This window comes from Paenibacillus sp. J22R67, from assembly GCF_059692175.1.
On sequence record NZ_JCAUAX010000002.1, the window covers coordinates 359,385 to 372,932 of the forward strand.

17 protein-coding genes are annotated in these 13,548 nt (G+C 40.4%); 2 read left to right on the plus strand and 15 right to left on the minus strand.

Features of this window, described 5'->3' with window-relative positions; translation table 11 throughout:
* Nucleotides 1-17: 17 nt before the first annotated feature.
* The 10 genes from AC58VC_RS07750 to AC58VC_RS07795 form a co-directional block, all read right to left on the minus strand.
* A complete protein-coding gene (locus AC58VC_RS07750) occupies nt 18-518 on the minus strand; it encodes a CBO0543 family protein (protein ID WP_497368262.1) in 501 nt (166 codons plus the stop codon).
* Between the two features lie 345 nt (nt 519-863).
* Nucleotides 864-1,655: an SDR family NAD(P)-dependent oxidoreductase gene (locus AC58VC_RS07755; protein WP_497368263.1), complete on the minus strand. Its 792-nt coding sequence runs from the start codon at nt 1,653-1,655 to the stop codon at nt 864-866.
* A gap of 182 nt (nt 1,656-1,837) precedes the next feature.
* Nucleotides 1,838-2,848 (minus strand): AraC family transcriptional regulator, encoded by a 1,011-nt coding sequence (locus AC58VC_RS07760; RefSeq protein WP_497368264.1) that lies wholly within the window; start codon nt 2,846-2,848, stop codon nt 1,838-1,840.
* Nucleotides 2,848-3,384: a GNAT family N-acetyltransferase gene (locus AC58VC_RS07765; RefSeq protein ID WP_497368265.1), complete on the minus strand. Its 537-nt coding sequence runs from the start codon at nt 3,382-3,384 to the stop codon at nt 2,848-2,850. The genes AC58VC_RS07760 and AC58VC_RS07765 overlap by 1 nt, the downstream gene beginning before the upstream one ends.
* Before the next feature lie 142 nt (nt 3,385-3,526).
* Entirely contained in the window at nt 3,527-4,465 is a 939-nt protein-coding gene (locus tag AC58VC_RS07770) for an alpha/beta hydrolase (RefSeq protein ID WP_497368266.1), read from the minus strand.
* Between the two features lie 108 nt (nt 4,466-4,573).
* Entirely contained in the window at nt 4,574-5,116 is a 543-nt protein-coding gene (locus tag AC58VC_RS07775; RefSeq protein WP_497368267.1) for a GNAT family N-acetyltransferase, read from the minus strand.
* Nucleotides 5,117-5,152: 36 nt separating this feature from the next.
* A complete protein-coding gene (locus tag AC58VC_RS07780) occupies nt 5,153-5,815 on the minus strand; it encodes a carboxylesterase family protein (protein WP_497368268.1) in 663 nt (220 codons plus the stop codon).
* A gap of 142 nt (nt 5,816-5,957) precedes the next feature.
* Nucleotides 5,958-6,857 carry an SDR family oxidoreductase gene (locus AC58VC_RS07785; protein ID WP_497368269.1) on the minus strand — a complete coding sequence of 300 codons (900 nt, stop codon included), beginning with the start codon at nt 6,855-6,857 and terminating at the stop codon, nt 5,958-5,960.
* Between the two features lie 71 nt (nt 6,858-6,928).
* Nucleotides 6,929-7,093 (minus strand): NUDIX hydrolase, encoded by a 165-nt coding sequence (locus tag AC58VC_RS07790; RefSeq protein WP_497368991.1) that lies wholly within the window; start codon nt 7,091-7,093, stop codon nt 6,929-6,931.
* A gap of 191 nt (nt 7,094-7,284) precedes the next feature.
* Nucleotides 7,285-7,797, minus strand: a complete 513-nt coding sequence (locus tag AC58VC_RS07795) for a LysM peptidoglycan-binding domain-containing protein (protein WP_497368270.1) — start codon at nt 7,795-7,797, stop codon at nt 7,285-7,287.
* Nucleotides 7,798-7,997: 200 nt separating this feature from the next.
* Between AC58VC_RS07795 and AC58VC_RS07800 the strand changes: the two genes are divergently transcribed.
* The gene (locus AC58VC_RS07800) at nt 7,998-8,660 is read left to right on the plus strand and encodes a class I SAM-dependent methyltransferase (protein WP_497368271.1); all 663 of its coding nucleotides are present in this window, start codon (nt 7,998-8,000) and stop codon (nt 8,658-8,660) included.
* Here the strand turns inward: AC58VC_RS07800 and AC58VC_RS07805 are convergent.
* Complete coding sequence (locus AC58VC_RS07805; RefSeq protein WP_497368272.1) at nt 8,637-9,083, minus strand: ATP-binding protein; 447 nt, start codon at nt 9,081-9,083, stop codon at nt 8,637-8,639. The genes AC58VC_RS07800 and AC58VC_RS07805 overlap by 24 nt on opposite strands.
* Here AC58VC_RS07805 and AC58VC_RS07810 point away from each other — a divergent pair, their 5' ends adjacent.
* Entirely contained in the window at nt 9,084-9,422 is a 339-nt protein-coding gene (locus AC58VC_RS07810; RefSeq protein WP_497368273.1) for a glycoside hydrolase, read from the plus strand.
* 78 nt (nt 9,423-9,500) lie between these two features.
* Here AC58VC_RS07810 and AC58VC_RS07815 read toward each other — a convergent pair whose 3' ends face one another.
* From AC58VC_RS07815 to AC58VC_RS07830, 4 genes are all read right to left on the minus strand, one after another.
* Complete coding sequence (locus tag AC58VC_RS07815; RefSeq protein WP_497368274.1) at nt 9,501-10,052, minus strand: dihydrofolate reductase family protein; 552 nt, start codon at nt 10,050-10,052, stop codon at nt 9,501-9,503.
* A 91-nt stretch (nt 10,053-10,143) separates the two neighbouring features.
* Nucleotides 10,144-11,298, minus strand: a complete 1,155-nt coding sequence (locus tag AC58VC_RS07820; RefSeq protein ID WP_497368275.1) for a TolB-like translocation protein — start codon at nt 11,296-11,298, stop codon at nt 10,144-10,146.
* The gene (locus AC58VC_RS07825) at nt 11,295-12,746 is read right to left on the minus strand and encodes a sensor histidine kinase (protein ID WP_497368276.1); all 1,452 of its coding nucleotides are present in this window, start codon (nt 12,744-12,746) and stop codon (nt 11,295-11,297) included. Before AC58VC_RS07825 ends, AC58VC_RS07820 begins: the two co-directional genes overlap by 4 nt.
* A gap of 2 nt (nt 12,747-12,748) precedes the next feature.
* The gene (locus AC58VC_RS07830; RefSeq protein WP_497368277.1) at nt 12,749-13,456 is read right to left on the minus strand and encodes a response regulator transcription factor; all 708 of its coding nucleotides are present in this window, start codon (nt 13,454-13,456) and stop codon (nt 12,749-12,751) included.
* Between the last annotated feature and the right edge of the window lie 92 nt (nt 13,457-13,548).

Below are 13,548 nucleotides of genomic sequence, written 5' to 3' on the forward strand. Positions count from 1 at the left end.
ACACCATTTTCCTTGATTCATCGAATTGGAACTTTAAATATAAATAATAATGCTATAACAATTGGTATAGTAATCGCGTACGCAACTAATGGTCGGCAATAATGTAACCGAAGCAAAGGAAAGGTGATGATATTGAAGAGAACGGAATAAAGCATCGTCCAACCGTTAAAATGTATAATCGCTCCTGTGAGCAAGTAAATGACCTCAATAAAAGAGTAAATGACCACCCATAATCCAATCCATAAAGTTGACTTCGCAATTCCTTTAGGATATTTACCTAGAAATATCAGTGTTGTGGCTGCGAAACATACCAAACAGCACATCTCGGTACCGATATAACTATGAATTGGCGGTTTTGGCTGATGCTGCCATAGCGGATAATGATAGGTAAGCAACAAATAGAATATGTCTCCAAGCAAGAAATACAGTATCGTAGCATGGTATTTTTGCCAATTTCGCCAGTCTCCCCAACGCCATGCTGCAAGTATTATTATTATTGCCATAGCAATGAAAAGCATTTGATTACCTCATAACACTGAATCTTTCGTTTTACAAGTTATAATTCCCTAATCCATTTAAGGGTATACGCAAATTAGAGTGATAATACAGTAATTGACTCACTGTTGAAAACTTCCCCATTGTCGCGGAACCCGCAGCTTTCCATGGCTTCCCGGCCATACCCCCGGTTCTGGTATCGTTTATCAATCATTAGTCGTAAATATGGAACGCCGGTTTTCAAGTGTGATTTTTCTGAGTGTAATCATACAAAGTGCCCCCCTCATTATCTCCTAAGATGAGCATTCGCCCACGTAAATAGAATAATACGATGAGCAAAATACGGGAATGGTTTCCTTCTGTAGGTATCAAAAGATGGTCGGCACCATACCCCCATCCATCCGTATTGGAGCTCCTTTAAACGCGGACGCATAAGGACTGCATACGAATGCAGCAAGTCTGCCTATTTCAAAAGGCTGAATAAATCGCTGTATTTCGGAGTGAGGCAGGTTGGCTGCCATAAACTTTTTCTCTTTTTCACTAAATGCCATATTCTCGGGAAATAAACTTTCAATGATTTGATACACATTTTCGGAAAGCGTTGGACCTGGCATGATCGTATTGGATGTAACTTCCGTTCCTATCGTAAGTTTAGATAAACTTTTGGACAGTGATAATAACATCGATTTGGTCATGGCGTATTGCGGCATTAGACCTGAAGGCATAATCGCTTCTTCACTTGCTATAAAGATGATTCGTCCATACTTATTTTTCAACATTTTCGGCAAATAATATTTGGATAAACCATTAGCGGCAAGTACATTCGTGCGAAAATATTTCTCCCAAACCTCATCTTCAACATCCTCATAGGACATAATTTCATAAATGCCCATATTGTTAACCAGTATATCGATAGATGGATATTTGGCAAATAAAGCTTCTCTTTGCTGCTTATCCACAATATCAGCTGTAGCACTCTGAGGGGAGGTATCCGAAAACTCCGACTTCAATTCCTGTACGGTTCGATCTACCTCTTCATGATTCCGTCCATTAACAAGGACATTGACACCTTCTCTTGCAAGTTCTATGGCAATTGCTTTTCCTATCCCTTTCGTTGATCCTGTTACTAGAGCTGTCTTGTTCCTTAATCCCATATCCATTCATTTCGTCTCCTTTGATGTCGTTCGTAGCAAGCTGATTCGAAGTACTCTTGGAAATCCTAGTGCTCCGGATAGAGATAATATTACTTTGTCAGCATCGATTGGTAACTAGCATACAACGCCATATTTCTAGTTTAACGCGCCAAATCATGAAACTTAAGAAAGTGGCTAGATTCAAAATGCTATGAAGTCGACTGTGTCTTTACATAGTTCGACCGCCAATTTGAAGGCGTACTGCCTTCCCAAGTGCGAAAGGCCCGGTAAAACGAATTCTGGTCTTCAAAGCCAACTAGAAAAGCCACCTCCTTGATATCGAGTTTATCGTCTGCTAAGTATTCTCGTGACTGTTCATGCCGAGCTTGTGTCAGCAAATTTGTGAAAGTTGTCCCTTCGTCAGTGAGACGGCGTTGCAGCGTACGATCGCTCATTCCCAACTCACTCGCCGCTGTACGTATATCGAGGCGTCCACTTGTTAGGCTGCGCTTCAAGATCCATTTAACCATCTCAGAGATCGTACGACCGCGCTGTTCATCCAATGATTGATCCAATACGGGACTCAAGATCTCCAGCAATTCTTTGTTATACGAAATAAAGGGTCGATCCAGATCTCTACGATGAAGTATCAAACGATTACTGGCTCTACCCATCCGGATAGGGCATCCGAAATAAGCTTCAAGGGCTTTTACATCACCCATTGAATGAGAAAATTCCACGCTCTGTGCATGGATATGCTGCTTCGTGCCCCTGCGCCCAAGCTCTATAAGAAAGGCCAAAGTGGTTCCAACCAACACGGGTGGACCTGGTTGTTCACTATTCATCCACGCCAACTCGATTGTACAACTCTCACCCGCTTCTGTTATTTGCAAGCTTTCCGGAGGGCACAGTTGCTTGTATCTAGCCATACGCATAAGAGCGTCGCGATAGTCACGAGCATGGTAGGTCGCTAAGACAGTCGGAGGGTACTGTGTCGTTTCAAAGGCAGTTACAAGATTGATAACCCCCGTGGCAATGTCACCAACGAGATCGGAGTATGCCTGCCAGACTTTGAAATATTGCGCAGTGGTGACTGGAATTGGTTCTGTAATAATCGAAAGTGGCAGCTGTGCTTTACGAGCTATATCGAGTGGGTTCATTCCCATCTGTTGCAATCCTGTCCAAAATCCCGGCGGAAGTTTGATACGGTCAGATTTCATTACGTATGGATCTCCTTCAAATCTTTTTGCATATAAATCACTACTTCCGTTCCAATTCCTTTATTTCGATTCTCGTCCATGTACTCCCAACTAATTGTAAATTCCCCTTGCCCCCAATCAACATAACCCAACTTTTCATAAAGTCGTTTGGCATCTGGATTATCTTTTCCCACCTCTAACCCCATGCTAATACAACCTTTCTTTATTGCTAATCGTTCGGCTTCTTGGATAATGGCTGTTGCTACACCCTGCCTCCGATATTCCGTTACAGTTAACCCTGCTTCTAAGAAAGCAGAATGGGTAATATCCACTAATTTTGTTACAGGCTCATCGTTAGGACCACTCCATCGTAGGAGGAAATGGCCTATGGGCGTTTTATTCTTCCAAGCGATTAAGTACAATCCCTCACCGATCTTTTGAACTGCATATCGGTTATGTTGAAACATAGGATTTCCTGGTGAAAACTGAGTAATAAGGAGATCTAACTGAGATTCTTCTGCTTCTTTTATTTCAAAACACATATCTTCTATATTCAATTCAACTTCCTCCTTCTCAAAAACAATATATAAATGTAAGTAATGATTTCGTTTAAAAATTGCCGTTTCCTGTGCACAAACATAGAAAAACAGCCAATCTTTATGACCGGCTGCCTTTGTGCTTTCACTTTTTGGGAATCTGTTATTCGCGAAGCCAAGAATTCGCCAGAAGCATAGCTCCTTTTGCTGCACCTGTATCCGCTAGGTCATTGAGCATGACGAAATCATGAATTGTACCTTGGAAGCGTGCAGCAGTTACCCGTACTCCAGCTTCTCTTAATTTATTAGCATAAGCTTCTCCTTCATCCCTTAGCACGTCTGCTTCGGCAGTAATCACTAGAGCTTCTGGAAGTCCTTTCAATTGTTCGATCGAAGCTCTTAGTGGTGAAGCTGTAATTTCTGCTCTTTCGCTAGTGTTAGTTGTGTACTGATCCCAGAACCATTTCATAGCATCCTTGCGGAGGAAATATCCGGTTGAAAAATCCTTATAGGATTCTGTTTCAAAGGATGCGTCAGTTACTGGATAAAAGAGCAACTGTTTGCGGATATGCGGGCCTCCGCGCTCTTTGGCCATTAATGTTATAGCAGCACTCATGTTGCCGCCGACACTATCCCCTGCAACAGTTATGTTGCTTGAGTTTAATCCGTTTGCTCGGCCATGTTCAGCAACCCATTGTAGAGCAGTGAATACTTCCTCTATCGCAACGGGATATCTTGCTTCTGGTGATAGGCTGTAGTTAGTAAAAACAACCGCGGATTGCGACCCAACCGCTAATTCGCGAATTAATCGGTCATGTGTGTGTTCATTTCCGAAGACCCAGCCCGCACCATGGGTGTAGAGAATCACCGGTAATGAACCCGAGTTATTTTGAGGACGAAGAATGGTTAGCGAAATGTCCCCGTTGGGTCCTCCCGGAATTGTTACGTTCTCCACATCTACGGGTTGTTTGGTTACAGGTCCATTTTGAACCTCGTCTACCGTTTTCCTGCCTTTTTCTGGTCCTAAATCAAAGAGGAATGGTGGATTAGCAGTCGCTTCTACAAATTCTTGTGCAGCTTGTTCAAGTACGATCTTCTTCATTTTGGAACCACCTTTCTATTACTTTCATTTTGTAGTCCCCAAGTATTAACCTATTCGCAATGAAATCAATCTAGTAATTTAAGAAGAGAACTCTCCGAAGAAGCTCTGTTAACTTTCACTTTTTAGGATGCCGTATATTTTAAGATCAACATATCTCCCTTTTACAAACATTTGCTCACGTATCAAGCCTTCGTAGTGCATGCCAACCTTCTGCATGACTCTCTCAGAACCAACATTTTCAGCCATACATCTTGCTTCAATTCTATTTAAATGCAATTCATTAAAACCAAAAGCCAGAATGATACGCACTGCATCTGTTATAAATCCTTGATTCCAATATTTGCGAGAAAGGGCATAACCGATCTCCGCACGATGATGTACTTCATTCAAATACACCCACCCACACGTGCCAATTACTTTGTTAGTATCCTTATGGACTATCGCCCAGTCACTTGGCTGATCGTTCTCATATTTCTGCAGAACCATATTTAAAAAAGTGTATGTATCATCAATAATTTCATGATTTTCCCACGTAGTGAATTTAGAAACTTCTACATCCGACGCATACTCGTAGATATCAAGCGCATCATTTAATGTTAGTTTTCTTAGTAATAAACGTTCACTCTCTATTGATTTATTGAAAAATGTCATTATTCCGCGCCTCCGTTAATTAGAATCATCTGACGGTCATTTTCTTTTGTGTCTTAACAACCAGGTATATAAGTCTTGATTGGTATATGTCTCTTCCATGACTTTGTGGCTGTGACCTAGTTCTGAGTAGTATGTCGCTCTGATGTCTCCGCCTATATCTGTGACCGAACTAACCATATCTTCTGTCCCTGATACTCCAACAACATCATCGTCCACACAATGAAAGGCCCAAATTGGTACATCCTTTAGATGATTAGCTTTATCCGGTTCAAACCACCCCGAAATTGGCACTATAGCTGAAAAAAACTCAGGTGACCTTGAAGCAAAATCCCATGTTCCGTTTCCACCCATACTAAATCCAGTTAAATATACTCTCTCCGCGTCAATTGGATAAATCTTAATGATTTCGTCAACAAGTGCCTTGACAAGGTGGTATTCTTGGCTCCAAGTAGAGTCTGCCTTACACTGTGGAGTAACCACAATAAATGGGAAGTCTATTTGCTTATCTGCTAACCAAGTAAGACCATAGTTATTTAACAAACTAATATCTTCACCACGTTTCTTAACACCATGCAAAAATAGGATTAATGGATATTTAGTTTCACGTTTTAGTCCTAAATCATGCGGTAAATACATTTGATAATTCATATTCACCTTAGATAAAATGTCCTCGCAGAATGTATGATTTGTTACAGACATGTTTAGCCCCTCCTTCACTTTCGAAAATCACTTTTACAATTAATTCCTTAAAATTAAAGCGTTTCCTGCATCCGTTATTGTTTTAATCGTAAAAAACAAAAAGCCGCGATATCCGCGGCTTTTAATAATAAATTTTCAAACATCACGTTTCAGTCATAATCCCGCCATTAACATGAAGAACCTGACCGGTCACATACGATGAATCGTCTGATGCCAAATAAATATAGGTCGGTGCAAGCTCAAAAGGCTGACCAGCTCGCTTCATAGGAGTTTCCATCCCAAATGTTTTCACATACTCAGCTGAGTAGCTAGATACAATAAGCGGTGTCCAGATAGGACCTGGAGCTACAGCATTGACTCGAATTCCTTTGCTCACTAATTGAAGAGATAACGATCTAGTAAAGGATACGATCGCGCCTTTGGTCGAAGAGTAATCGACAAGCAACGGTGCCCCAGCATAAGCAGTAACAGAAGCGGTGGAGATGATAGCACTTCCTGGTTGCAAGTAGGGAAGTGCAGCTTTCGTCATATCAAACATTGGAAATATATTTGTACGATACGTGTCTTCCAATTGTTCATCCGAAATATTCAAGATACTTTCCTGTGGAAATTGAACACCTTGATTCAAAACTAATATATCCAGCCTTCCATATTGCTCTAAGGCCTGCATAACCACTGCTTTAGAAGTTGATGGCTGCCTTAAATCGCATTCAATTAACAGACATCGACCGCCATAATTCTCAACCATCTGCTTAGTTGCAATCGCATCTTCCTTCTCGTACAAGTAAACAATCACTACATCTGAACCTTCTTTTGCAAAGCCGATTGCTACCGCGCGGCCAATCCCACTGTCGCCTCCTGTAATGATGGCAACTTTGCCGGCTAACTTGCCGCTACCTTTGTAATGGGGATTATCAGAAATCGGAGTTGGCGTCATTAAATACTCTAATCCGGGTTGTACGTCTTGATGTTGAGGCGGAAAAGTTAACGGCTGCAGATGGCAGCGTTTTTCATAACCGAAATAAGGATACATGGGAATCATCTTGAATACTCCTCTGCACTTCTTTGTACGATAGGGTATTCGCCTACTTAATTATTGGTTCCACCTAATTATTATATGCCCGTTAATTTCCCCACTCCGAGAACCAACCCTACTGATTCAAGAACTTCTCTTCTGGCAGTTTCCTCCGCGGACTCCTTGTCTTCCCCTTTTCCACCAGGCAGATCCCAAATGTTTTTGCCATAGCTATGCTTAACCAGGATGGCTTCTTTTTTTATGGTGCCAAATCAATTAGCGGGAGAAATTCCATTTATTCATGCCTGTAACTGTGTTATTGAACGATTTAGCGGTAGTATTTCCCGTTCATCTAAAGAGGCGCTCCCACAAGGTCACACAAAAGGCTGTCCCTCGGTCATTAAATGACTTTCGGGACAGCCTCTTGTATGCTATGTTATCCTCCTGTGTTCCTCTATGGGGTTGTTTCTTGAAATACGAACGTATGCCACACGCCAAAATTATCTTTAGCCGTTATGCCGCGCTTTCCTCCCATTGCTGCATCTAAATAGTACGGATAACTGCTTCCCATCGTATAATGCCCTGTATAATTACCAGGGAATGACACTGGAACAGCGTCAAACTGCAACTCCTGAGCCGTGACCTTCACCACACGTGTTGTTTTTTGAGATGCCGCGAAGTTCGATTCATGCGTTTGCTGAGCCTGGCTCTCTGCTTTTAACATATTAATATCGTTTTGCATGGCCTGCATCGTTTCCATAAAGTTGTTGTTTGATGGAGACGTATAAGTCGGAATACACAACTGCTGACCAACTCTAAGATTGTACGGATCGATTCCTGGGTTTGCTTGGAGAATAACTGTCACTGATATGTGATAGATTTGCGCAAGGTGATATAACGTATCACCCGGTTGAAGAGTATGAAGATGATGACCTGCAGGGCACTGTCTATAGAAATAGTGTTGCAAAGTTAAAGCCCCTCTCCTGACATTGGTTTACCACATATTATGTAGGAAGTGGGCGTTTGTTACTTTCCATTTGATGACGGCTCCGTCTGAAGACGGAGATGCATTTCATCCGCCGGATGGTTCAGACGTACAGACCGATCTCCTATAATGAAGTCATAAGCTACCGAAGAAAACGATGTCATTTTAAAGGAGACCTTTTTATGATGAAAAGTATGCGGAAAAACAAGGACGTTGGCATATATGGCTTCACGGCAAAATGGTACGATAAAAATTCTCGCAAAAGCCGCATGACGCAAATGCAAAAATATGCGAATGAAGTAGCCTCTATCGTTAGCGACCCTGCTAGCGTTTTGGAAGTTGCACCTGGGCCTGGCTATTTGGCGATTGAGCTCGCTAAGAAAGGGTTTAACGTTACAGGGGTCGAGATCAGCACCGACTTTGTGAAGATTGCGAACAAGAATGCAGATGAGGCAAATGTTTCCGTTGATTTTAAAGAAGGTAACGCAGATCATTTGCCATGCGAAGATCATTTTTTTGATTTTATAATCTGCAGTGCTGCATTCAAGAACTTCAAGGATCCCGTAAAGGCGCTGTGTGAAATGCATCGTGTGCTCAAAGAAGGTGGAACGTCCCTAATTATCGACATGAATCAGAATGCGACTCCTGAGGATATTAACAATGAGATTAGCGAGACAGGAATGAAAGGATTTGACAAGCATTTTGTCAAATTTGCATTTAAAACTTTCCTTAAGCAAGGTGCTTACTCCGTAAAAGATTTGGAGTTGCTTTTACAAGAAACCCCTTTTAAGAACTACACGATCAAAAAAGAGGGGATTAGTTTATTTCTCTACCTTTATAAATAATGGCATCTGAAAATAAAATGCGATGACGCCATCCCTAACCTCGAGTCCGAATTGTGCTTTATGTTTTTGTAGAATCGTTCCTGAAATGGATAAGCCCAGACCCGTACCGCTGAATCTCTTACTCCGAGAGCTTTCCATGACATAGAACGGTTCCCATACAAGATCCCAAGGCATGTCCTCGCCTAAATCCGTTGAATTAGCAATCTCGAAACATACAGAATCCCCCTTGATTACCGATGTAACGTTAACTCTTACACCACTTGTGTACTTCATTGCGTTCGTAAGCCAATTATGAAGAACAGATTCCAGCTTTGAACGATCAGCCATCACCCATGTTTCGGTAGGAAGTTGAATGTTGGCTTCAAGCTCTAAGCCGCATTGATGGTAGGGTGTTCGATAAGCTTCAATTGTCTCAGCAAGCAAATGCTTATAATTGATAACTTCATAACGATATCTTTATATCATTTGAACCGTGCAACTTGGGAGCAAGAGAAAGCCAGTATCCTTAACTATTTGAAGGTTTGGTCCCCCTTCCATCAACAAGCTGTCGCTCAAAAAATGAGCAAATTCACAGTGTTGACGGACGATAGACTTGTTCAAAGCGCCCAGTATGGCAACGATATTAAGGTCGTTGCCAACTTCTCGGAGCATGAAGTGAAGGTAGATAACGATGCGATCCCAGCACAGTCCGCCGTTATTTATGAAGGGAAACAGCGCTCGGTATTCAACGCAGCAGATAATGTTCAGCTTCTTGCTCGTTAATAAATCAAATGTGGCTTCACTGCAAGGTGTGTACGATAAAGAACCAACCGGTTAACCGGTTGGTTCTTCTTTCCTTTTTTACCTATTCAAATGGTAGATTAGTTGTACGACCCCTGAGGAGAACGTTCGGGTATTAACCATTTTTAAATTCAACCTCTGATTGATATCCGTAAACAACGGTTTTCCTTTTCCCAATACAACAGGGTGCACAGATAATCTAAACTCATCAACAAGTCCTAATTGGATAAAAGTTGTAATAAGACTGGCTCCACCATATAGCCAAATGTCTTTACCTGGTTTACTCTTTAATTCATTTACTTCTTCAAGAATATGATCATTAATGAATATGGCTTTATCATCCGTCCCTCTTCGGGTTCTTGAAAACACATACTTCTCTTTACTATGAACTAGATCCCAAAGTTCATTGTCAGTCTCTTCATTGTCAGAATCAGGCGTATATTGCCCCCATAAATCATAGCTTTTTCTTCCATATAGAATGGTATCAATTTGATTTAGGAAAGATATGAACCCCATCTCAGCGTCCATCACGCACCAATCAACTTCCCCATTATTCCCTTCAATAAAACCATCTAAAGTAACGGCTAAATCTAATATGATTCTACGGTTCATGACTCGTTAACTCCTTTCGTTGATCTAATCCTATTATAGGTCTTAAGTATGTCAACTTATGTCATAGTCTTACACGATAGTTGCAAATTATCTATTGGTCTTTAAAAATAATCCGCAATATGGTGGTATCTTCCGTATTCCGTTGAATGGCATACAGCATCTGGTTGTCTTTCGTCCAAATTAGTTCATCTATGAAATGAGTTAAATCATTATAAATTACCTCATTGCTCTGTATTTGATTATGATCCAAGTAGGCTGCATGTAGTTCGGTTTCAAAGCCGCCTGTCTTTGCATTCATAACGCTGTAAGCAATCTTCTTACCATCCTCTGATACGCTAATAGCAAATAGTTTCTGATTTGTTAAATCAATTAGAAGTTCTATTGAATTACTGGTAATGTCGTAACGATACAGGGCAGATAGATTATTTAATCGTGCTACAAAAGCCAGTGTTTTATTATCTATTGGGTTTGCATAAAAAAATTGTCCATTTAAGCTTTGCTTCACGTGATTTCTAGTAATTAAATCCACCTTTACTACGTTAATAACGCCTACCGTATTGTACATGATGCCTACCGTCTGGCCATCTTTCATTACCTTCAATTCCAAAAAATTTAGGGGAACTGTCCCAACAACATCTGAAATTTTCAACACATTTTCTCTTTTTCCACTTTGTATATCTTGAATAAACAAGTAGTCGTCCATCCCTACGAATCGAACGTTATCTGGAAGCCATTCAGCCACAAATACATCATGATAAGTATTTATTTTTTTATTGGTTGCAGCATCATATATGAAAATTTCGCTTAATCCATCTTCTTTATTTTGATAAGAAGACATGATCCTTTTACCATCGTTTGAAATGCTGATATGACTATCCATAACTTGATTTTGTTGATCAAGCTTAGTGCTTATAACCTTTTTTGATAAGTCGTAAATACCAGTTTGCACCAAATTACTAGACCCTGGAGTTGAACTTGTGAAAGCCAATGTATCTAAATTCAGCAGAGCAGATTCCTCTATCTGAAATGGAGGGTTGAATTCAATGATTTTACTTACAGCAAAAGGCCGTTCATCCTTATTCGATGATTGTGATAGAAACAATCCCTTATCCAATATGGTTAAGTAGGAATCTTTGTTTCGGAAGGTAGCATTACTTAACAGATAAAATCCCGTAATAAATACTAGGAGGGTGAGAAAACATATCGCTAAACTTCTAACTTTACTTAATGCGTTGGTTGTTTTCATACAACTTCACTTCCGAATCGTAGAATGACCTCGGTTCCTTGATTTAATCGGCTTACAATCTCAGTAGTACCGCCATGACGTTCAACGATTTCTTTGACAATAGCCAGTCCAAGACCCATACTACCTAATTCACTTGACGTTTTTTTAGACAATCTGACAAATGGATCAAATACTTTTTCAATGGATTCTTTAGGAATCCCAACACCCTGATCTTCTACTTTTATGATGATTTCACTTTGCCGTTGATAGGCATGAATATGAATAGTCGAATTTACATTGCCATATTTAATAGAATTATCAATAAGGTTTATCATTACTTCTTTTAATCGATCCTTATCTGCTCTTAGATAGACATTGGTAGGTGCGTGAACATCGATCGTGATGTTATACTTTTTCCCTTTGATCATCATCTCATCACAAGTTTCTTGGATCAACGCGCTTACATTTATTTCAGCAAAATTGTAGTTTACCTTTTTAGACGTAGCCTTGGATAACTCAATAAGCTCAATCACCATGTTATTTAATCGATTGCTTTCGTTGATTATGCTTCTAAGTCCTTTTCTAGTGAACTCATCATCCTTTATCCCTAAATCCTCAATCGATTGGGCATATCCCGTGATCGTAGTTAAAGGAGTCTTCAACTCATGCGTTACGTTGTCAAAGAAAGATTTATTTTGCTTCTGCATGTCCTCGAGCATATCTCTATCCTCTCTTATGATCGTTATTTGCTCGCTGAGTTGATGAACCATCATGTTAAAGTTGGCGCTTAAGTACCCAATTTCATCTTGCGACTTCACATCTATATCCACTTGAAAATTCCCATTCGAAATCTCTTTGGATGCTTCTGCAAGCTTAATAATTGGCCTCGTGAATCGCCTGGACAGCAAGTAGGACGTTACAAAAATACAAACAAAAATCAAGCTGGCAAAAAGCCCCATCATATGCTTGAATTTCTGATTATAGGTATATAACTCGGTATAGTCTTTGTAATAGCGAATAATACCGGCTTTGGATGGCAGGATTGGATAGGATAAACTCACAATAACTTTATCTCCTATAAAGTTTGTTGTGAACGAAATCTCCCCCTTCATTGCTTTGACCAGATCCTCAGAGTTTTCAACGACAGCATTCGGCGCTGTGATATAAGATAATTTCTGACCATTGCTATCATAGATATCAACCGGATTTCCCACTTGTTTCGTTAGCTGCTTGGATATGCTCTCTCCTTCTGTGCGAATGGAGGTTGCGCTCAGGTCCATATTGTTAATTAATAGATATTGGTTCAAGGCAATATCGAGATTCCGCTTTATTTCGATCATATCCTCTTCAATTACACTTTTTGTATTCTGTTCCGTCGTATGATAAGCAGCGTAAGTGAGGACAGAAAAACCCGCGAATATAATCATCGAAAAATAAATCAATACTTTTAACTGAATAGAGTATCTCATTCCTATACCTTCTCAAAGACAAGTTTATATCCTACGCCAAAAATAGTCTCAATGATGGAGGTGAGCTTATCTTCACCCAGCTTTTTTCTAACCCTTCGGACATGGATGTCAACCGTTCTGCCATCCCCCATAAATTCATATCCCCAGACTTGATCCAGAAGTTCTTCCCGAGTAATCGCCCTCCCGCGGTGTTCCGCCAGATAGATCAATAACTCATATTCTTTATTCGTAAATTCAAGTTTTTCACCATTTTTATAGATTTCATGTCTTTCTTTATAAATATCTATCTCACTGCCGATTTTTAACAACTTATGATCTTGGGCGGTTGCGGATACAGAAATTAAATCGATCCTTCTGAATATGGTTTTAATTCTCACACTGACCTCCCTTACATTGAAAGGTTTCGTAATGTAGTCGTCCGCGCCAAGCTCCATCCCCAGTATTTTGTCAATATCATCTGATTTCGCAGTAATCATGATGATCGGTATTGAATAACTAGCCGTAATCTTCTTGCACACTTCAAACCCGTCGATATCTGGCAACATCAAGTCAAGCAATACAAGATCAGGAAGATATTCTTGTACAAGCTGCAGCCCTTGAATGCCACAATTAGCCACCTTGGTTTGAAAGCCATCATTTCTCAGGTAATGCGATAGAATATCCGAGATATTCTCTTCGTCCTCGATAATAAGTATCTTTTTGCTACCCATTTAGATTCCCCCTATCCTCTTACATGCTTCACTTTGTCATAGATCATGGGAAAAAGAGGGGTGACTTCCCCTCTTTTTTTTAAAACTTGATC